Annotated in this window: 22 protein-coding genes; 7 read left to right on the forward strand and 15 right to left on the reverse strand. The window is 67.3% G+C overall.

Annotated elements, in window-relative coordinates; translation table 11 throughout:
* Positions 1 to 50 precede the first annotated feature (50 nt).
* The 5 genes from ilvC to ACJH71_RS07690 form a co-directional block, all read right to left on the reverse strand.
* Complete coding sequence (ilvC, locus tag ACJH71_RS07670) at positions 51 to 1052, reverse strand: ketol-acid reductoisomerase (protein ID WP_406757622.1); 1002 nt, start codon at positions 1050 to 1052, stop codon at positions 51 to 53.
* A gap of 54 nt (positions 1053 to 1106) precedes the next feature.
* On the reverse strand, positions 1107 to 1619 hold the full coding sequence (ilvN, locus tag ACJH71_RS07675) for an acetolactate synthase small subunit (protein WP_406757424.1): 513 nt from the start codon (positions 1617 to 1619) through the stop codon (positions 1107 to 1109).
* Complete coding sequence (locus ACJH71_RS07680; RefSeq protein WP_406757425.1) at positions 1619 to 3487, reverse strand: acetolactate synthase large subunit; 1869 nt, start codon at positions 3485 to 3487, stop codon at positions 1619 to 1621. The genes ilvN and ACJH71_RS07680 overlap by 1 nt, the downstream gene beginning before the upstream one ends.
* Before the next feature lie 201 nt (positions 3488 to 3688).
* Positions 3689 to 4555: a metal-dependent hydrolase gene (locus ACJH71_RS07685; RefSeq protein ID WP_406757426.1), complete on the reverse strand. Its 867-nt coding sequence runs from the start codon at positions 4553 to 4555 to the stop codon at positions 3689 to 3691.
* Positions 4552 to 5202: a TetR/AcrR family transcriptional regulator gene (locus tag ACJH71_RS07690; RefSeq protein ID WP_406757427.1), complete on the reverse strand. Its 651-nt coding sequence runs from the start codon at positions 5200 to 5202 to the stop codon at positions 4552 to 4554. The genes ACJH71_RS07685 and ACJH71_RS07690 overlap by 4 nt, the downstream gene beginning before the upstream one ends.
* A gap of 158 nt (positions 5203 to 5360) precedes the next feature.
* Here ACJH71_RS07690 and ACJH71_RS07695 point away from each other — a divergent pair, with 158 nt between their 5' ends.
* Positions 5361 to 5699: a PH domain-containing protein gene (locus ACJH71_RS07695; protein ID WP_406757623.1), complete on the forward strand. Its 339-nt coding sequence runs from the start codon at positions 5361 to 5363 to the stop codon at positions 5697 to 5699.
* A 4-nt stretch (positions 5700 to 5703) separates the two neighbouring features.
* Here ACJH71_RS07695 and ACJH71_RS07700 read toward each other — a convergent pair whose 3' ends face one another.
* On the reverse strand, positions 5704 to 6522 hold the full coding sequence (locus ACJH71_RS07700) for a DoxX family membrane protein (RefSeq protein WP_406757428.1): 819 nt from the start codon (positions 6520 to 6522) through the stop codon (positions 5704 to 5706).
* 133 nt (positions 6523 to 6655) lie between these two features.
* On the opposite strand from ACJH71_RS07700, the gene ACJH71_RS07705 reads away from it, so the two are divergent.
* From ACJH71_RS07705 to ACJH71_RS07715, 3 genes are all read left to right on the forward strand, one after another.
* Complete coding sequence (locus tag ACJH71_RS07705) at positions 6656 to 7777, forward strand: sorbosone dehydrogenase family protein (protein ID WP_024443383.1); 1122 nt, start codon at positions 6656 to 6658, stop codon at positions 7775 to 7777.
* Between the two features lie 318 nt (positions 7778 to 8095).
* Positions 8096 to 9130, forward strand: coding sequence for an outer membrane porin GjpA (gene gjpA, locus ACJH71_RS07710; RefSeq protein ID WP_406757429.1), 1035 nt, complete (start codon positions 8096 to 8098; stop codon positions 9128 to 9130).
* Positions 9131 to 9147: 17 nt separating this feature from the next.
* Positions 9148 to 9426, forward strand: a complete 279-nt coding sequence (locus ACJH71_RS07715; protein WP_406757430.1) for a hypothetical protein — start codon at positions 9148 to 9150, stop codon at positions 9424 to 9426.
* Positions 9427 to 9660: 234 nt separating this feature from the next.
* Here the strand turns inward: ACJH71_RS07715 and gatB are convergent, their stop codons facing one another.
* Together gatB and tenA are read right to left on the reverse strand one after the other, a co-directional pair.
* Complete coding sequence (gatB, locus tag ACJH71_RS07720; protein WP_406757431.1) at positions 9661 to 11166, reverse strand: Asp-tRNA(Asn)/Glu-tRNA(Gln) amidotransferase subunit GatB; 1506 nt, start codon at positions 11164 to 11166, stop codon at positions 9661 to 9663.
* Between the two features lie 38 nt (positions 11167 to 11204).
* A complete protein-coding gene (tenA, locus tag ACJH71_RS07725; protein ID WP_406757432.1) occupies positions 11205 to 11873 on the reverse strand; it encodes a thiaminase II in 669 nt (222 codons plus the stop codon).
* Positions 11874 to 11910: 37 nt separating this feature from the next.
* Between tenA and ACJH71_RS07730 the strand changes: the two genes are divergently transcribed.
* Positions 11911 to 12297 (forward strand): DUF2237 family protein, encoded by a 387-nt coding sequence (locus tag ACJH71_RS07730; protein ID WP_406757433.1) that lies wholly within the window; start codon positions 11911 to 11913, stop codon positions 12295 to 12297.
* A gap of 32 nt (positions 12298 to 12329) precedes the next feature.
* On the opposite strand, the gene ACJH71_RS07735 is transcribed toward ACJH71_RS07730, so the two are convergent.
* The 4 genes from ACJH71_RS07735 to gatC all read right to left on the reverse strand — a co-directional run bounded on the left by ACJH71_RS07735 (position 12330) and on the right by gatC (position 15667).
* Complete coding sequence (locus tag ACJH71_RS07735; protein ID WP_406757434.1) at positions 12330 to 12701, reverse strand: hypothetical protein; 372 nt, start codon at positions 12699 to 12701, stop codon at positions 12330 to 12332.
* A gap of 67 nt (positions 12702 to 12768) precedes the next feature.
* On the reverse strand, positions 12769 to 13800 hold the full coding sequence (locus ACJH71_RS07740) for an ATP-dependent 6-phosphofructokinase (RefSeq protein WP_406757435.1): 1032 nt from the start codon (positions 13798 to 13800) through the stop codon (positions 12769 to 12771).
* Between the two features lie 89 nt (positions 13801 to 13889).
* On the reverse strand, positions 13890 to 15371 hold the full coding sequence (gene gatA, locus ACJH71_RS07745; protein ID WP_406757436.1) for an Asp-tRNA(Asn)/Glu-tRNA(Gln) amidotransferase subunit GatA: 1482 nt from the start codon (positions 15369 to 15371) through the stop codon (positions 13890 to 13892).
* Positions 15368 to 15667 (reverse strand): Asp-tRNA(Asn)/Glu-tRNA(Gln) amidotransferase subunit GatC, encoded by a 300-nt coding sequence (gatC, locus tag ACJH71_RS07750; RefSeq protein WP_406757437.1) that lies wholly within the window; start codon positions 15665 to 15667, stop codon positions 15368 to 15370. Before gatC ends, gatA begins: the two co-directional genes overlap by 4 nt.
* 113 nt (positions 15668 to 15780) lie before the next feature.
* Here gatC and ACJH71_RS07755 point away from each other — a divergent pair, with 113 nt between their 5' ends.
* Positions 15781 to 16446 (forward strand): amino acid-binding protein, encoded by a 666-nt coding sequence (locus ACJH71_RS07755; RefSeq protein WP_406757438.1) that lies wholly within the window; start codon positions 15781 to 15783, stop codon positions 16444 to 16446.
* Here the strand turns inward: ACJH71_RS07755 and ligA are convergent.
* A complete protein-coding gene (gene ligA / locus ACJH71_RS07760) occupies positions 16443 to 18539 on the reverse strand; it encodes an NAD-dependent DNA ligase LigA (protein ID WP_406757439.1) in 2097 nt (698 codons plus the stop codon). The genes ACJH71_RS07755 and ligA overlap by 4 nt on opposite strands.
* 30 nt (positions 18540 to 18569) lie before the next feature.
* Here ligA and ACJH71_RS07765 point away from each other — a divergent pair, with 30 nt between their 5' ends.
* Positions 18570 to 18965 (forward strand): MmcQ/YjbR family DNA-binding protein, encoded by a 396-nt coding sequence (locus tag ACJH71_RS07765; protein WP_406757440.1) that lies wholly within the window; start codon positions 18570 to 18572, stop codon positions 18963 to 18965.
* Here ACJH71_RS07765 and ACJH71_RS07770 read toward each other — a convergent pair.
* Positions 18962 to 19285 carry an ArsR/SmtB family transcription factor gene (locus tag ACJH71_RS07770; protein WP_406757441.1) on the reverse strand — a complete coding sequence of 108 codons (324 nt, stop codon included), beginning with the start codon at positions 19283 to 19285 and terminating at the stop codon, positions 18962 to 18964. The two genes, ACJH71_RS07765 and ACJH71_RS07770, sit on opposite strands and share 4 nt — an antisense overlap.
* Positions 19282 to 19767 carry an SRPBCC family protein gene (locus ACJH71_RS07775; protein ID WP_406757442.1) on the reverse strand — a complete coding sequence of 162 codons (486 nt, stop codon included), beginning with the start codon at positions 19765 to 19767 and terminating at the stop codon, positions 19282 to 19284. Before ACJH71_RS07775 ends, ACJH71_RS07770 begins: the two co-directional genes overlap by 4 nt.
* Between the last annotated feature and the right edge of the window lie 30 nt (positions 19768 to 19797).

The raw sequence follows: 19797 nt of genomic DNA on the forward strand, positions 1-19797 counted from the left end.
CGATAGCCGTTGTGCGCCAACGGCTATAGGGGCGAAATCAGCACCGCCGCTTAGGCGGTTTCGGTGATGGGCCGGTCCACCCAGCTCATCAGGTCGCGCAGCTTCTTGCCGGTGACCTCGATGGGGTGCTCGGCGTTCTCCTTGCGCAGACCTTCGAGCTCCTTGTTGCCGCCCTCGACGTTCGCCACCAGGCGCTTGACGAAGGTGCCGTCCTGGATGTCGGAGAGGATTTCACGCATCCGCTGCTTGGTACCGGCGTCGATCACCCGCGGCCCAGACAGGTAGCCGCCGAACTCCGCGGTGTCGCTCACCGAGTAGTTCATCCGCGCGATGCCGCCCTCGTACATCAGGTCGACGATCAGCTTGAGTTCGTGCAGCACCTCGAAGTAGGCCATCTCCGGGGCGTAGCCCGCCTCGACCATGACCTCGAAGCCGGTCTTCACCAGTTCTTCGGTGCCACCGCACAACACGGCCTGCTCACCGAACAGGTCGGTCTCGGTCTCCTCCTTGAAGGTGGTCTTGATGACGCCGGCCCGGGTGCCGCCGATGCCCTTGGCGTAGGACAGCGCCAGCGCCTCGCCGTCGCCGTTGGGGTCCTGCGCGACCGCGATCAGCGAGGGCACGCCCTTACCGTCGACGAACTGCCGGCGCACCAGGTGCCCCGGGCCCTTGGGCGCGACCATCCCGACGGTGATGTCGGCGGCCGGCTTGATCAGGCCGAAGTGGATGTTCAGGCCGTGACCGAAGAACAGTGCGTTGCCCGCCACCAGGTTCGGCTCGATGTCGTTGGTGAAGATCTCAGCCTGGGCGGTGTCGGGGGCGAGCACCATGATCACGTCCGCCCACTTGGCGACCTCGGCGGGCGTGTCGACCTCGAGGCCCTGCTCGGCGACCTTGGCGCGCGACTTCGACCCTTCCTTGAGGCCCACCTTCACCTGCACACCGGAGTCGCGCAGGCTCAGCGAATGCGCGTGTCCCTGGCTGCCGTAGCCGATCACGCCGACCTTGCGGCCCTGGATGATCGACAGGTCGGCGTCGTCGTCGTAGAACATCTCAACTGCCACTGTGTTGTTTCCTTACTATCTCTACTGGCTTTTTCTGGGGGACTATTTGGTCGTGCCGATGCCGCGCGGACCGCGAGACAACGATACGAGACCCGATTGGACGATCTCGCGGATGCCATAGGGCTCCAGCACCCGCAGTAGCGCTTCGAACTTGGCCGGCGTGCCGGTGGCCTCGATGATCAACGACTCCGGAGAGACATCGATCACCCTGGCGCGGAACAGGTTCACCGCTTCGACGATCTGTCCACGCGTACTGGCATCGGCACGGACTTTGATCAGCGCGATCTCGCGGGAGACGGAGTTGTCCTCCTCCTGCTCGACGATCTTGATGACGTTGATCAGCTTGTTGAGCTGCTTGGTGATCTGCTCGAGCGGGGTGTCCTCCACCGAGACGACGATCGTCATCCGCGACATGTTCTTGGTCTCGGTGGCGCCGACGGCCAGCGACTCGATGTTGAATCCGCGCCGGGAGAACAGTGCCGCCACCCGCGCGAGCACACCGGGCTTGTCTTCGACCAGCACCGAGAGCGTGTGGGTCTTCCAACCTGTCGCCATCACGCGTGCCCCTCGTTGTTCTCGTCGTCGAACAGCGGCCGGATGCCGCGTGCAGCCTGGATCTCGTCGTTGCTGGTGCCGGCGGCCACCATCGGCCACACCTGCGCGTCCGCGCCGACGATGAAGTCGATCACCACGGGCCGGTCGGTGACCGCCCGCGCCTGATTGATCACGTCTTCGACGTCTTCCTCACGCTCGCAACGCAATCCGACACAGCCCAGCGCTTCGGCCAGCATCACGAAATCGGGGATGCGGTGGGAGTGGGTGGCCAGGTCGGTCTGGCTGTAGCGCTCCCCGTAGAACAGGGTCTGCCATTGGCGCACCATGCCCAGGTTGCCGTTGTTGATCAAGGCAACCTTGATCGGGATGCCCTCGATCGCGCAGGTGGCCAACTCCTGGTTGGTCATCTGGAAGCAGCCGTCGCCGTCGATCGCCCACACCTCGGCGTCCGGGCGGCCCATCTTGGCGCCCATGGCCGCCGGGATCGAGAAGCCCATGGTGCCCAGGCCCCCGGAGTTCAGCCAGGTGCGCGGCTTCTCGTACTTCACGAACTGCGCCGCCCACATCTGGTGCTGGCCGACACCGGCAACATAGAGCGCATCGGGTCCGGCGATGCGGCCCAGCGTCTCGATGACGAACTCCGGCGACAGGCTGCCGTCGCTCTGCGGCCCGTAGCTCAGCGGGTAGGTGGAACGCAGGCCGTCGAGGTAGGTCCACCACTCGGTCTGGTCCAGCGACAGCTTCTCGTGGCGAAGGACCTCGAGCAGCTCGGCGATGACGGCCTTGACGTCACCGACGATCGGGACGTCGGCGTGCCGGTTCTTGCCGATCTCAGCGGGGTCGATGTCGGCGTGAATCACCTTGGCATCCGGGGCGAACGAATCCAGTTGGCCGGTGACCCGGTCGTCGAATCGGGCGCCCAGGGTGATCAGCAGATCCGAGCGCTGCAGCCCGGCCACCGCCGCGACCGTGCCGTGCATACCGGGCATGCCCAGGTGCTGACGGTGGCTGTCCGGGAACGCGCCGCGGGCCATCAAGGTGGTGACCACCGGGATGCCGGTCAGCTCCGCCAGCTCCGCCAGTTCCTCGCAGGCGTCACCGCGGATCACTCCGCCACCGACATAGAGCACCGGCCGGCTCGCGGCCGCGATCAGCTTGGCGGCCTCGCGGACCTGCCGGCTGTGCGGCTTGGTGGTGGGCTTGTAGCCGGGCAGATCCAGCCGCGGCGGCCACGCGAAGGTGCACTGGCCCTGCAGAACATCCTTGGGGATATCGACGAGAACTGCTCCGGGCCGTCCGCTTGCCGCGATGTGGAATGCCTCGGCCAGCGCACGCGGGATGTCGTCGCCGTTGCGAACCAGGAAGTTGTGCTTGGTGATCGGCATGGTGATGCCGGAGATGTCGGCCTCTTGGAAGGCGTCCGTGCCGATCAGCTGACGGCCGACCTGACCGGTGATCGCGACCACCGGGATGGAGTCCATCTGCGCATCGGCCAGTGGGGTCACGAGGTTGGTGGCACCCGGCCCCGAGGTGGCCATGCACACCCCGACCCGTCCGGTGGCGTGCGCGTAGCCGCTGGCCGCGTGCCCGGCGCCCTGCTCGTGGCGGACCAGCACGTGGCGCAGCTTCTTCGAGTCGAACAGCGGGTCGTAGACCGGCAGAACCGCGCCGCCAGGAATGCCGAAGATCACGTCAACGTCGAGCTCTTCCAGCGAACGGATCACCGATTGGGCACCGGTCATCTGCTCCGGCGGGACCCGCTTGGCGGGTGATTTGGCCTTGTCTGAAGCTGCGTCCGAGGCCGAAGCCCCGTTGGCGGCTTGAGACGGTGCCGACCGCTCCGGCGGTCGCGTGGTAGGTGCGCTCACGGTTTCCTCTTCAATTCCTCTGGTGCTATAGAACTGGTGGCAACAAAAAACCCCCGCCAGCTCAGCTGCTGCACGAGGGTTGCGCGTCGGTGTTGGAAGTTCAGGCAACAACCAACGCGCAGTGGGCTACTACGAGCATGCCGTTGTCCATAGCACACGACGGTAGCCGCTGGACCGACCCAGCGTCAAATGAGCGAGCGCTCAGTTCAGGTGGTCGACCAGCGATCCATGCTCGCCGAACAGTTCCGCCTCCCAGTACTCAAGCAGCGCGGCGTTGTCCTGGTCGTCGGGATGGAAGCCCGGCTGCATGTACTCCCCCAACCGGCGGAAGACCGCGCGGGTCAGGAACGGCGAATGCCGCAGGGCGGCAAAACTGCGGACGAGTCGCACCGGGTGATAGGCGGCCCGGTCGCCGAAGAGCGAGAAGATGGTGTTCGTCACGACGGCGAGGGGGAAACTGAAGCGGATGATCCGCATCGTCCGGATGCGCCGGGTCTCATCACCCCCGACCGCGCGATAGACGTCGAATGCCACCGAGCGGTGCTCGGACTCCTCGATGGCGTGCCACAGCAGCATGGACCGCACTTCGGTCGTGCCGAGCAGGGCCTGGGCCCGCTCGTCACCGAGCAGGGTCTCGGCGAAGACGGCGGTGAAATGTTCGAGTGCGGCGGTGATGGCCAGGCAGGTCAGCGGGGAGAACCGTCGTTCGATGATCGCCTGGCGGCGCGCCACCAGCCGGTCGATCCTGCGGGTCGGGTAACCCATCTCGTGCAGGCGCTCGTTGAGTGCACGGTGCTCGCGCCCGTGGGTCACCTCCTGGCCGATGAATCCCTTCACCTGATCTTTGAGGTCGGGGTCGGTGATCTGGTCGGCGTAGCGACGCACCGAACGAATGAAGAAGTCCTCACCCTCCGGGAACACCGCCGACAGGTGCGCGATCATGTGGCTCATCACCAGGTCGCCCTGAACGAAGTGGCGATCCAGGGCCGCCACCGGGTAGTTGAACCGGATGCGACGCGGCTGTACCGCCGGGTGTGTCGGCTGGCGGCGGTACTCATCGGCGCTCATTGCGTCCCCTCTGGTTGTTGATCTGCCGGGTCGGCCACCAACGGCCGAGCCAGCGCCTTGAAAGTCTCGAGGATGTCGTTGGTGGCCACCGGTTCGTAGCCGTCGATCGACCGCGACATCGCCAGGCCGTTCATCAGCACGAAAGCCATCTGTAGGCCAATGCGCCACTGCGGGGCGGCTACATCGGCGGGACCGGCCGGACCGAGCAGTTCGCCGTAGACCCGCTCGCAGGCTTCCGCGAACTGTCGATCTGTCTCGATGACCGCCGGCGCCAGCTCCGGGTCGGTGCGAGCCGCCACCCACAGCTCGTGCGACGCGGTGAACGTCGGGCCGGAATACATCGACCAGAGCAGGTCGAAAGCCTCGTCCAGCTTGTCGGCGGCGGGATCCAGCCCCGCCATCAACACCTCGAACTCTTCGATGCGGCGGTTCAGCGAGAACTCGATGGCGGCGGTCAACAGGCCGACCTTTGTCGGGAAATGCCCCTGCAGCGCCCCCACCGATACGCCGGCACGGCGGGCCACCTCGGTGGTGGTGGTGCCCTTGAAGCCGACCTCCACCAGCGCGTCAAGCGTCGCGTCGAGCAGCGCGTGCCGCGTCTCGGCAGTGCGCTCCGCCTGGGTTCGGCGGGGTTTTGTCGGCGACACGCGTTCATCATGCAGCACATAAAATAAGTAGTCAATATTTATTCTTAGCGCGGGCGCTCCCCGCTACCCACCGGCTCCATCGCCGCCGGCGGTGACATCATGCGGGGGTGGCCACTCCATCACCCGATACCGCACCTTTGGTGATCCGCATCTCGCCGATGGCACACTTCGCGGTCGGCTTCCTGGCCCTTGGCCTGCTGATCCCCGTGCTGACGTGGCCATTGACCGCGCCACTGTTGGCACTGCCGGCATTGCTGTCGGTAATGATCGCCCGGTGGCGAACCGTGGCCGACGCCCAGCAGATCAGCGTGCGGACCCTGCTCGGCAGTCGCGCAGTGGACTGGGATGCCATCGCCGGCCTGGGATTCACCCGGGGATCGTGGGCGCGGGCGCATCTGCGCGACGGGGAGAGTGTGCGGTTGCCCGCGGTCAGTTTCGCCACCCTGCCGCTGTTGACCGAGGCCAGCGGCGGGCGGGTGCCCAACCCCTATCGCTGAATCTCTAACCCAGCGGGTTGGCCCCGTTGAGGAACACCCACATCGCAATGCCACCGGCAATCCCGAGCACCAGCGCCACGATGGATCCGATAAAGGGCCGCCGGGCCCAGCCGCGGTCGCCATCGAGGCCATACCGGCCCGGGCCGACCAGCACGATCGCCACTGCCACCACGATCAGAATGACGTGGTACTCGTGGCCGTCGGGCAGGAAGAGATCGAACCGGCCCTGGTTGTGCGACGAGACACCGGTGAGCACGCCGTTGATGAAATACGCCAACGCGCCGGCGGCGGCCACCGGCGTGAACAGGCCGAGCACCAGCAGCAGGCCCGCGGCGATCTGGCCGCCGCCAGCCGCGTAGGTCAGGATGTCGGCGTGCTGGTAGCCGGCCGCAGCAATGGAACTCTTGAAGTCGGACAGCCCCTGACCGCCCCACCACCCGAACAGCTGGCGCAGCCCGTGGGCCACCAACAACACCCCGAGGCCCAGCCGCAGCACCAGCAGACCGAGATCCTGGGTGCCGCGCCGGTCCAGCGCCCGGAACGGCTCGTCGGCGTCGGCGTCTCCGCCGACAGCGACTCCGACCCGGCCGGGGTTGACCTGAGGCTCGGCGTAGGGCAACGGGTGGTAGCCGGTCCCCACTGCGGCACGAGCGCCGGTGGGGTCGTAAGCCGGAATGGCTGCGGTCTCGAAATCACCGGTGTAGGTCGGTGATGGCATGTCGTCCTCCGGATCTACCAGACGTGCCGACTTGGGACGTCCTTTGCCTGCGTCGGCAGTCTCACCCGGCCGACGCCAGTGTGAGCCCTCACCATGACTGGTCACCCTGCCAGCGTAAGGGCAACCCCGGCGGGATTGGGGATTTGAACGCCTTCGTTAGCGAATCGAATCCGGTCCGGTGCGGCACTGCGGTGGGCGTCGTGGCGAAACCCGACCCGGTGTCCGTAACCTGACGGGCATGCGGATGCGCGGGGTGGTTCACCGGGTGCCTGTCGTGCTGTGCGCAGCTTTGCTGGTTCTGACCGGCTGCGCGCACTTCGATGACGCTCAGTCTCAACCGTTCACCACCGTGCCGCGGCGCGGGATGGCGCCCCCCACGACTCCCCCGCCGCCGCCACCGCTGCCCGCCAACCCGTTCCCGAAGCAGTGCCCCGCACCCGGGGTGATGCAGGGCTGCCTCGAGAGCACCAGTGGCCTGATCATGCACGGCGACAGCAAATCGGCGCTGGTCGCGGAGCGGACCACCGGTGCGGTCAAAGAGGTCTCACTGTCCGCCGAACCCAAGGTGAAAACCGTCATCGGCGTCGACCCGGCCGGGGACGGCGGCCTGATGGACATCGTGCTGTCACCGACCTACACGCAGGACCGGTTGATGTACGCCTACATCAGCACGCCGACCGACAACCGGGTGATCCGGATCGCCGACGGCGACGTCCCGAAGGACATCCTGACCGGAATCCCCAAGGGCGCGACCGGCAATACCGGCGCGCTGATCTTCACCAGCCCGACCACCCTGGTGGTGCTCACCGGAGACGCGGGCAATCCGGCCGCGGCCGCCGATCCCGGCTCGACAGCCGGGAAAGTATTGCGCATCGAGCAACCCACGACCATCGGCCAGGCAGCGCCCACCACGGCGCTGAGCGGCATGGGCGCCGGCGGTGGACTGTGCATCGACCACGTCGACGGCTCGCTCTACGTCACCGACCGAACGCCGAGCGGCGACCGATTGCAGCGCATCACCAAAGATTCCCGGGTTTCGACCGTCTGGACGTGGCCGGACAAGCCCGGCGTCGCCGGTTGCGCCGCCATGGATGGCATCGTGCTGGTCAACCTGGTCAACACCAAGCAGACGGTGGCCGTGCGACTGGCTGCCGGTACCGGATCAGTCACCAGCGAACCCGAGGTCATGCGCCAAGACACCCACGGCCACGTCTGGGCCGTCAAGATGTCGCCGGACGGCAACGTCTGGGGCGCGACGGTCAACAAGACCGCCGGGGATGCCGAGAAACTCGACGACGTGGTGTTCCCACTCTTCCCGTCCGGCGGCGGATTCCCGCGCGCCAACGACGACAAGGACTAGCCGGGCACCGCACCGCGCCCCCGACCGGCGGCCCCGCGTCTCAGCTCGCGTTGCCCGAGGCTCCTTTCACGCGCGACCGCAGACTCCCGGACGCAACTTTGGTCCACTCCCAGTAGCCGCGCGTCCGCCCCCCAGGCGCCAAGTTTCTGAGAATTCTCTGTCAATCAATTTTGTGGAATCCGTATATTCCCAGGTCACATCGGGCGAACTTGGGCTGACCTTGGCTTTTGTTAGCAATCAGTTCATTTGCACCTAAGCTACTTTCAAGTAGCCTTTCGTTGCCGTGGCAGTCGTCACGCGTACGTAACTAGGAGACCAATGCAACACATTGCCCCCGCTCCGTGGGTCGCAGCAGGCATCGCGCTCATCGGCGCCGGCGCCGTCGCCGCCACCCCGGTCACCGTTCCGCTGCCCGGCCTGACCGCGTCGCACTCGGCCGCTGTGGCGCTGACCGCGGACTTCGACCCGTTCGGCGCATGGCAGGACGTCTTCGCCACCGCCAAGGACAACGCCACCACCCTGTGGGACAGCATGTCCGCGGTGCCGGGCGTCGCCTTCCAGCAGCTGATCGCTGACCTCATGAATGGCACCTCGATCGACCCGCAGGCGGTCTTCGAGGCGATCGTGCAGCCCAACATGGCGACCGACCTGACGATGTCACCGCTGCTGCTGAGCAACGACGCTCTGCAGGCACTGGTCACGCTGGTGATGCCCCAGTACATGCCCGACGATTTCCCGCTCACCACCGACCAGCTCACACCGATCCTCTCTTTCCTGGCGTCACCGCTCAGCGGGGTGTTGATCGGCGCGATCGGCCCGTCGATCGCGCCGCTGGTGGCGCTGGGCAACAGCGTCAGCGAGATCAGCACCGCGCTGTCCGGCGACGACCCGGACTGGACCGCGGCACTGCAGGACGTGGCCAACATCCCTGCCAACATGGTCGGCGGGCTCCTCAACGGGGCCACCCTCAACCTGGATGCGCTGCTACCCAGCCTGACCGAGGCCGGCTTGTTGCCCGCGGACCTGGACGTCACCGCGCTCAGCTACACCTTCGGCGGGCTGCTGTCGCCCGGTGTCACAGGCACCGACGTCGAGGGCTTCATCAACGAGATCTCCGACGGCAGCTCGCCCGGTATCGGCGGCTCGATCATCAACGGCCTCGGACTGACCACCGGTCTCATGGGCTTCCCGCTGGAGATTGAGGGTCAAGGCGTCGGACTGCTAGGCGCATTCCAAAGCCTGCAGGAGATCATCGCCATGACGCTCGGCTGGGACGGCGTGGGCAGCCCCCTGGGCGACGAGGCCGACACCATCGCCTCGCTGGTGACCGACATCTTCGGCATCAGCGTGTAAATCCGGTCAACACAGAAGTGGCCCCCTTCACCGCGAAGGGGGCCACTTTTGCGTTGCCCGGTCAGTGCAGCGGGTGGGCCAGCAGCAACTCGCAGTTTGCGGTGCAGATCGTTGTAGGACAGCTCGCGGTACAGGCTGGCCAGAACGCCTTTCCGTTTCATCCGGTGATCAACTACCCGCAAGGAGGGCCGAGTCAGCTGGTCCAGCGCCAGTTCACCGACGGCCCGGCCCTTGATGGCGAAGTGCTTGCCAGGGCGGCGGGTCAGCACAATCGGTTCTCACAGAAGTATTACTGACTCCGCCCGGACGCCTTAAATATCGGGCTTACCTTGGGTTTCAACGGGTTGATAGCAGTGACTCACCGCAGAACGTCACCGCCGCCGCACGCTAGCCCGACGAGCGAAAAGGATGACCACACAATGTTGATCGACTTCCGGTGGCTGCAGTTCATCTTCGACCACCGCGACCACCAGGGTTTCCGCCAGCTGCCGCAGACTGGCGGCGCCACCGTCGGCTGAGGCAGCCCAGGACTAACCGCCGCAGGCGGCCAGCACCAGCTCACGCACCCGGGCGGCGTCGGCCTGCCCCTTGGTCGCCTTCATCACCGCTCCCACGATGGCACCCGCGGCCTGCACCTTCCCGCCCCGAATCTTCTCGGCTACATCGGGATTGGCGGCCAAGGCTTCGTCGATCGCCGCCTGGATCACTGAGTCGTCACGCACCACGACCAGGCCCCGGTCGGCCATCACCTGGGCGGGCTCGCCCTCGCCGGCGAGCACCCCTTCGACCACCTGCCGGGCCAGCTTGTTGGACAGCTCGCCCGATTCCACCAAAGCCACCACTGCCGCGACCTGCTTCGGCGTGATCGCCAGGGCATCGAGTTCGACGCCTGCCTCGTTGGCCTTCTGCACCAGGAAGTTTCCCCACCAGGCCCGGGCCGCCTCGCTGGACGCTCCGGCCGTCACGGTGGCGGCGACCAATTCAACGGCGCCCGCATTGACCAGGTCACGCATCACCTCGTCGGAGACGCCCCACTGATCCTGGATCTTCTTGCGGGCCAGCCACGGCAGCTCGGGGATGGTCTCCCGCAGTTCTGCGACCAGCTCCGCCGACGGAGCCACCGGCTCCAGATCGGGCTCAGGGAAGTAGCGGTAGTCCTCCGCGGTCTCCTTGGCCCGGCCCGGACTGGTGTAGCCGGCCTCGTGGAAGTGCCGAGTCTCCTGGACCACGGTGCCGCCACCGGCCAACACCGCGCCCTGGCGTCGCATCTCGTAGCTCACCGCCACCTCGACACTCTTGAGCGAGTTGACGTTCTTGGTCTCGGTTCGGGTGCCGAATTCGGCTGCACCGGCGGGCTTCAGCGACACGTTGGCATCGCAACGCATCGACCCCTGGTCCATCCGCACGTCGGAAACGTCCAACGCCCGCAGCAGATCCCGTAGCGCGGTCACATACGCCCGGGCGATCTGCGGTGCCCGGTCACCGGCACCGGTAATCGGTTTGGTGACGATCTCGATCAGCGGCACACCGGCTCGGTTGTAGTCGACCAGCGATTCGCTGGCGCCCTCGATACGGCCGGTGTCGCTGCCCACGTGGGTGAGCTTGCCGGTGTCCTCTTCCATGTGGGCACGTTCGATATCCACCCGCCACACCGACCCGTCCTCCAACGGCACGTCCAGGTGGCCGTTGAATGCGATCGGCTCGTCGTACTGGGAAATCTGGTAGTTCTTCGGCTGGTCGGGATAGAAGTAGTTCTTGCGCGCGAACCGGCACCAGGAGGCGATGTCGCAGCCCAGCGCCAGCCCGATCCGGATCGCCGATTCGACCGCGGTCGCATTGAGCACCGGCAGTGAACCAGGCAGGCCAAGACACACAGGGCACACCTGGGAGTTGGGTTCGGCGCCGAACTCAGTCGAGCATCCGCAGAACATCTTGGTGGCCGTGGACAGCTCGACGTGCACTTCCAGGCCCATAACCGGGTCGAAGCGGGCGATGACGTCGTCGTAATCGAGCAGTTCAGCGACAGCAGCGGTCATGGGACCAAAGTCTAGGTGACCCCCTCGGCCGGACTTGCTCACACCGGCCAGTCCTCCATCCGGTAGGCGGCGTCGAAGAACATCCACTCATAGCGCGCGGCGGTGTGGAAATGCCGGCGCATCAGCTCCCACTCCGCTGCCGGCAGATGCGCACCGATTCGGTCGGCGACCGTAAGCACCGCCTCGACCACCGCCTGGTATTCGTGGCCCGCATAGGTGTCGATCCAGCGCTGGAACAGTGGCTCGGGTGAGCCGTGGCGCTGCAGGTGCTCCCCCACCCTGGCGTAGATCCAATAGCAGGGCAGCACGGCGGCCACGGCTTCGGCGTAGGAGCCGGATGCGGTGACCGCCAGCAGATAGCTGACGTAGGCCTGGGTCGTCGGGGCGATCGGCACGGCCGCGGCAGCTTCGACATCGAGCCCCAGATCCGCCAGCAGCCCGGCATGCAATTCGGCTTCGGCGGTGATCGCCGCGCCGGCGTGCTCGGCGAACATCGTCAGCTCCGACTCGATCGGCGCCTTGGCCGCGCAGACCGCCAGTGCCCGCGCATAGCCGCGCAGGTAGTGCGCGTCCTGCACGAGGTAGTAGCGAAACTGGTTGCGCCCCAAAGAGCCCTTGGTCAACCCGGTGACGAACGGGTGCTCGCAAATCTGCCGATAGATGCCATCGATATGCGCCCACAGCCGTTCACGGTTCCGCTCGGTCATACCTCACGGTAGGTGACACCGCCCTAGACTGACCTCCATGCCCGACCGCAACGTACTGGGCGGCCCGCTGGAGCCGTGCGGCAGCGACCCCATCACCGGCTTCTACCGCGACGGCTGTTGCTCGTCAGGGCCCGAGGACATTGGCCTGCACACGATTTGCGCCGTCGTCACCGGCGAATTCCTGGAACACCAGCGCTCGATCGGCAACGATCTGTCCACGCCGATGCCGGCCTACCGGTTCCCGGGACTGACGCCCGGCGATCGCTGGTGCGTGACCGCACTGAACTGGCTGCGGGCCCACCGCGACGGCTGCGCCGCGCCCGTCGTGCTAGCTGCCACCCATGAACGCACGCTGGAAGTGGTCGCCCTGGAGGTGCTGGCGGACTACGCCGTCGACGTGCCCGACGACCCGAGCGACCTCTGACGGCTACCGGCGTTCGCCGGCCACCCCGGGGATCAGGGTCCCAGCGTCACGCCGACGCCGGAGTTGCTCTGCTCCCGATGCCTTTCGTACCAGACGAATTCCTCGACCAGCGGGCCGTCCTCGGGGCAGTCGGCAATGACTGATCCGGCCAGCAGTCGCCCCGTCTGGTCCGCGGGCATGCCACTGGTCGCCAGGATGTGGCTGACCGCGTGCTTGACTCCCGCCAGATTCGGCTGGTCGTTGATGAAAGCGCACACATCGCCACCGTGATCGGTGACGTAGTCGCCGATCTGGTCACCGCTGGCGTGGGCCGGTATACACGGCACCAGTCCCATCGGCAGACCGCACAGCACCGCGACAGACAACGCCATCTTTCCCATACCCACCCCCCAGCCTTCGTCCATCGGGCACCACGAAGCACAACCTCACCATTGTGAGGCCATTTAGCGACGTTGTCACGCCACGCGCGGGCTATCCGAAAAACGCCGCCGCGTCGTCGTAGCGGCTCTGCGGCACCACCTTGAGCTGTCGGACCGCGTCGGCCAATGCCACCCGGCCGATCTCCTGGCCGCGCAGCGACACCATCATTCCGTATTCGCCGGCGTGGGCGGCGTCGGCGGCGTTGACGCCGAACCGGGTCGCGAGCACCCGGTCGTAGGCGGTCGGGGTGCCACCGCGCTGCACGTGGCCCAGCACAGTGGTGCGGACTTCCTTCTTGACGCGTCGTTCGATTTCGACGGCCAACTGGGCTGCGACACCGGTGAACCGCTCGTGGCCGAACTCGTCGACACCGCCGGCCCGTAGCTCCATGGAGCCGGCAGCGGGCTTGGCCCCTTCGGCGACGACGCAGATGAAATGCGACGATCCGTGTTGGAAGCGCTGTTTGACCAGCCGGCACACCTCTTCGACGTCGAAGGGCTGCTCGGGTATCAGGGTCATGTGCGCACCGCTGGCCAGGCCGGCGCTCAGCGCGATCCAGCCGGCGTGGCGGCCCATCACCTCGACCAGCATGACCCGCTGGTGAGATTCGGCGGTGGAGTGCAGCCGGTCGATGGCGTCGGTGGCGACCTGCAGCGCGGTGTCGTGGCCGAAAGTGACATCGGTGCAGTCGATGTCATTGTCGATGGTCTTGGGCACCCCGACCACCGGGACATTCTCCTGCGACAGCCAGTGCGCCGCAGTCAGCGTGCCCTCTCCGCCGATCGGGATGAGCACGTCGATGCCGTTGTCGTCGAGGGTCTGCTTCACCTGATCCAGGCCCGCGCGCAGCTTGTCCGGGTTCACCCGGGCGGTGCCGAGCATGGTGCCGCCCTTGGCCAGCAGCCGGTCGTTGCGGTCGTCATTGGCCAACTGGACGCGCCGGTTCTCCAGCAGGCCGCGCCAGCCGTCTTGGAATCCCACGACCGTGGAGCCATAGCGGGAGTCGCAGGTGCGCACCACCGCCCTGATCACCGCGTTCAATCCGGGACAGTCGCCACCTCCGGTGAGCACTCCGATCCGCATAGTGCCCATCTTGCCGGGTCGCTCGCCCCGAGACTGTAGTTAGCGCGAGCTCCACTCGAACTTTCCCGCGCTAACCGCAGGCTCGGCGATTAAATCGCCGTCGTCAGCTCCCCGCGGGCCACCTCGTAGGCCGCGCCCACCCGGTAGAGCCGGTCATCGGCCAGCGCCGGCGCCATGATCTGCAGACCCACCGGCAGCCCGTCGTCGCCGGAGAGCCCGGACGGCACCGACATGCCGCAGTGCCCGGCCAGGTTCAGCGGCAGCGTGCACAAGTCGAACAGGTACATCGCCAGCGGGTCGTCGACCTTCTCCCCCAACCGGAACGCGGTGGTGGGCGTCGTCGGCGAGATCAGCACGTCGACGGACTTGTACGCCTCGTCAAGGTCGCGGGCGATCAGCGTGCGCACCTTCTGGGCTTGGTTGTAGTAGGCGTCGTAGTAGCCCGCCGACAGCGCGTAGGTGCCGAGCATGATGCGGCGCTTGACCTCTGGACCGAACCCGGCCGCGCGGGTCAGCGCCATCACCTCCTCGGCGCTGTGGGTGCCGTCGTCGCCGACCCGCAACCCGAAGCGCATCGCATCGAAACGGGCCAGGTTGGACGACACCTCCGACGGCAGGATCAGGTAGTAGGCGCTCAGCGAATAGTCGAAGTGCGGGCAGTCCACCTCGGAGATCTGCGCGCCCAGCGCCGTCAACTGTTCGACGGCGGCGTTGAACGACGCCAGCACGCCGGGCTGGTAACCCTCCCCGCTGTGCAGCTGGCGCACCACCCCGATCCGCACCCCGGACAGGTCACCGCTGGCCCCGGCACGCGCGGCGCCGACGACGTCGGGCACCGGTACGTCCAACGAGGTGGAGTCGCGCGGGTCGTGCCCGGCGATCACGGAGTGCAACAGCGCGGTGTCGGCCACGGTGCGTGCGCACGGCCCGCCCTGGTCCAGCGAGGAGGCACAGGCCACCAACCCGTAGCGGCTCACGGTGCCGTAGGTGGGTTTGACGCCGACGGTGGCGGTCAGCGCGGCCGGCTGGCGGATCGAGCCGCCGGTGTCGGTGCCGATGGCCAGCGGCGCCTGGAACGCCGCCAACGCCGCGGCACTGCCCCCACCGGAACCACCCGGCACCCGCTCGACATCCCACGGGTTGCGGGTCGGACCGTAGGCGGAGTTCTCCGTGGAGGAGCCCATCGCGAACTCGTCCATGTTGGTCTTGCCCAGGATCGGAATGCCGGCCGCGCGCAGCCGCGCGGTGACGGTCGCGTCGTAGGGGGCCCGCCAGCCTTCCAGGATCTTCGATCCGCAGGTGGTGGGCGCGTCGACGGTGGTGAACACGTCCTTGAGCGCCAGCGGCACCCCGGCCAGCGCCGACGGCGCCTCGCCGGCGGCGATCGCCTTGTCGGCGGCCTCCGCTGCGGCCAGGGCCTCGTCGGTGCCGACGTGCAGGAACGCCCCGTACCGGTCGTCGGTGGCCGCGATCTGGTCGAGGTGGGCGCGGGTGACCTCGACCGAGGACACCTCGCGGGCGGCGATCTTGGCCGCCAGGGTGGCCGCGTCGGATCGGATCAGCTCACTCACTGGCTCTCCCCCAGGATCTGCGGCACCGCGAAGCGGTTCTCGGCGACGCGCGGCGCGGCGGCCAGCGCCTCGGCCTGGGTCAGGCAGGCGACGATCTCGTCGGGCCGGGTCACATTGACCGCCTTGAGCGGGTTGTCGGTCGCTTCGACGCCGGTGACGTCGACGGACTGAATCGTGCTGACATGGGTCAGGATCGCATCGAGCTGGCCGGCGAAGCCGTCCAACTCGGCGTCGGTCAGCGCCAGCCGGGCCAACCGGGCCAGGTGAGCTACGTCATCACGGGAGATCTGGGACACGGGTGCAAAGCCTAGTCGTCCGCTCACGCCGAGCGTAAAGCCAGCGTGCGATGGCGCGCGTGAAGTCAGACTCACTCGCGGCGTGCCCGGACACGCTGTGGGAAAGTTTGCCCATGCCTTCCTATCTGCTGCGCGTCGAACTCGACGACCGCCCCGGCAGCCTGGGTTCGTTGGCCGTGGGTCTGGGCTCGGTGGGCGCCGACATCCTGTCGCTGGACGTTGTCGAGCGTGGAAGCGGTTCAGCGATCGACGACCTGGTGGTCGAACTGCCGCAGGGATCGATGCCTGACGTGCTGATCACCGCCGCCGAACGACTGCCCGGGGTTCGGGTGCACAGCCTCCGCCCGCACACCGGGCTGTTGGACGCGCACCGCGAACTCGAGCTCATCGACCACGTCGCTGCTGCCGGTGACCGCAGCGCCAAACTGCAGAAACTGGCCGATGAAGCGCCGCGGGTGCTGCGAGTCAGCTGGTGCGCGGTGCTGCGCAGCGACGGAGACGACGGGACGTTCCGCCGGCTCGCCGGCAGTGCGGGCATCCCGGAGACTCAGGTCAGCGCGGTGCCGTGGCTGCCGATCGAGCAGGCCGCCGCCCTGGACAACACCGCCGCCTGGGTGCCGGCGGTGTGGCGGGAGATGGATGTCGCCCTGGCGGCCGCGCCGTTGGGCAACCCGCGCACCGCCGTCGTGCTGGGCCGCACTGGAGGTCCGGCCTTCCTGCCCGCCGAAGTGGTCCGGTTGGGCTATCTGGCCGGGATCGTGGCGACGCTGCTGCGCTAGTCGGCCTCCGGGGTCTCGCCTTCTGGAACGTCGGGTCCGTTCTCCAGCAGTGCCCGGAATCCGTCTTCGTCCAGGACCGGCACTCCGAGTTCGACGGCCTTGTCGTACTTCGAGCCGGGCGCATCGCCGGCCACCACGTAGGCGGTCTTCTTCGATACCGAACCGGCCGCACGGCCACCGCGGGCGATGATCGCCTCCTTGGCCTCGTCGCGGGAGAAGCCGGTCAGTGAGCCGGTCACCACGATGCTGAGCCCCTCCAGCGTGCGTTCGATGCTCGCGTCGCGTTCGTCGGCCATCCGTACCCCGGCGGCCCGCCACTTGTCGACGATCGCCCGGTGCCAGTCGACGTCGAACCATTCGGTGACCGCGGCGGCGATCGTGGGGCCGACGCCTTCGACTGCGGCCAACTGCTCGGTGGACGCCGTGGTGATCGCATCCAGGCTGCCGAACTCGGTGGCCAGCGCGCGGGCCGCGGTCGGTCCGACGTGCCGAATCGACAACGCCACCAGCACCCGCCACAGCGGCTGCGCCTTGGCCTTGTCGAGATTGGTCAGCAGTTGCCGGCCGTTCTTGGACAGCGCGCCGTCCTTGGTGGTGAACAGCTCGGTGCGCAACAGGTCGTCTTCGGAGAGGGTGAACAGATCACCCTCGTCGGTGATGACCCCGGCGTTCAACAGCGCGGTCGCCGCTTCATAGCCCAGGGCCTCGATATCGAAGGCGCCGCGGCCGGCGACGTGGAACACCCGCTCGCGCAGCTGCGCCGGGCAGGACCGGGAATTGGGGCAGCGGATGTCGACGTCGGCTTCCTTCGCCGGCGCCAGCAGCGTTCCGCACTCCGGGCAGTGAGTCGGCATGACGAACTCGCGCTCGTTGCCGTCGCGCAGATCGACCACGGGCCCGAGCACCTCGGGGATCACGTCGCCGGCCTTGCGAATCACCACGGTGTCGCCGATCAATACACCCTTGCGCTTGACTTCCGAGGCGTTGTGCAAGGTGGCCAGGCTCACCGTGGAGCCGGCCACCTTCACTGGAGTCATGTACGCGAACGGGGTGACCCGGCCGGTACGTCCGACGCTGACCCGGATGTCGAGCAGCGTGGTCTGCGCCTCCTCCGGCGGATATTTGTAGGCCACCGCCCAGCGCGGCACCCGGGAGGTGGCACCGAGCCGGCGCTGCAGTGCCCGGTCGTCGACTTTGACCACGACACCGTCGATTTCGTGTTCGACGTCGTGCCGGTGTTCGCCCCAATAGGTGATGCGTTCGGCCACAGCGGCCATGCCCTCGACGCGGGCGGTGTGCGGCGAGACCGGCAGCCCCCACGACTTCATCGCGCTGTAGGCGTCGTGCAGGGTCTCGGGGCTGAACCCGTCGGCGAAGCCGAGGCCATGGCAGACCATCCGCAGGTTGCGCCGGGCGGTGATCGCCGGGTTCTTCTGCCGCAGCGATCCGGCCGCACTGTTGCGAGGGTTGGCGAACGGCGCCTTGCCCTCAGCGACCAGTCCGGCGTTGAGGGTCTCGAAATCCTCCAGCCGGAAGTACACCTCGCCGCGTACCTCCAGTACGGCCGGGACTGGGAATTCGCCGTCGGTGTTGAGGAATTCGGGGATGTCGGCGATGGTGCGCGCGTTCAGCGTCACGTCCTCGCCGACCCGGCCGTCGCCGCGGGTGGCCCCGCTGCTCAACCGGCCGTCGCGGTACACCAGCCCGAGTGCCACGCCGTCGACCTTGAGTTCGCACAGATAGGTGGTGTCGCCGCCGATCTCACCGCTGACCCGGCCCGCCCAGGCCGTCAGTTCGTCGGGTGAGAACACGTCTTCCAACGACAGCATCCGCTCCAGGTGCTCAGCGGGAGCGAACTCCGTGGTGAAGCCGGCGCCACCTACCAGCTGGGTCGGCGAGTCGGCGGTGCGCAACTCCGGGTGCGTCTCCTCCAGCGCGAGCAGCCGGTTGAACAGGTCGTCGAAGTCACCGTCGGTGATGATCGGCGCGTCTTTGACGTAGTAGCGGAACTGGTGTTCGCGCACCTCTTCGGCCAGGTCGTGCCACTGCCGCCGGAGGTCGGGGGTCACGCTGTCGGCCTCTGGTCTCACCACCGCAGGTTATCTGCTGACTACCCTGACGGCATGCCGCACCCGATCATGTTCCACGACGACGACCCTGGTCTGGCGCAGCTGCGGCGCATCGCGCTGGGCTTTCCCGAAGCCTTCGAGAAGATCTCTCACGGCCGCCCGGTGTTCTGCGCCCCGAAAATGTTCGCGATCTATGGCGGCAACAGCAAAGCCACCGGCGCGATGGTGCCCTACCCGCACGCGCTGCTGGTCAAGGTCGACGAGTCCGAGCGACGGGCGCTGGAACAGGACCCGCGGTTCTTCTCACCGATGTATTTGGGCCCGTCCGGTTGGCTGGGACTGGATTTCGGTGCAGCTGAAGTGGATTGGGATGAGGTCGGTGAGCTGGTCGACGCGTCGTTTCGGCTGACCGCGCCGGCGCGGTTGATCCGGTCCCTGGATGGGGATTAGTTCTCGACCGTCTCGACGAACGCCCGCAGCCGTTCAGTCGCGGCATCCCAGCGGCGCGACAGCCCGGTGAGATAGTCGCTGGCATCGGCCAGCTGCCGCGGCTGCACCGCCCAGATCCGTTCGCGGCCGCGACGGCTGCTGGTGACCAGGCCGACGGCCTCCAACAGCTGCAGGTGTTTGGTGGCCGCCTGACGTGTCACCGGAATCGCGTGGGTGAGCTGCGAGGTGGAACACGGCCCGCCATCGCAGAGACGCCCGATGATCCGCAGCCGGTTCGGGTCGCCGAGCGCGTCGAAAACCGGTGCCTCGATACTCGTCACGCCCGCTGCAACTCCAGGTATTTGCGCACCAACCTGACCTGATGCGCCCAGCCGCCGGCGTTGGCCTCGAATGCGGTCGATCGCCGCGACGGCGGCAGCGCATCGAAGCCGCTCTCGACGATGGTGAGCAACACCCCGTCGGGGGTCTCGTCCAACGTGAACTCCACCAGCGTCATCGGTTCGTCCTCGACCTCGGTGTCGACGGCGAACGGGTGCCAGCGGTAGGCGAACCGCCGTTGCGGTTCGACCGCGACGACGTGCCAGGTCCCCCGGTTCCCGGCATGGGGCTCCTGCAGCCGTGCGACCTCGCTGTCGACGCTGGTCGGGGTGATCGTCCCGGTCACGGCGGTACCAGCGACGAACGGGCCGTCGAACCGGATGCCGAACCACTGCCCGAACTCCCCCGAGTCGCTGATCGCACGCCACACCCGGTCCAGCGTCGCGCGCAGCACAACTTGCTTCTCGATACGATCGGTACTCATATGCAACCTCCCGGTTGCCTTTCAGTACAG

Source organism: Mycobacterium sp. SMC-15 (assembly GCF_045310925.1).
Taxonomy (GTDB): Bacteria; Actinomycetota; Actinomycetes; order Mycobacteriales; family Mycobacteriaceae; genus Mycobacterium.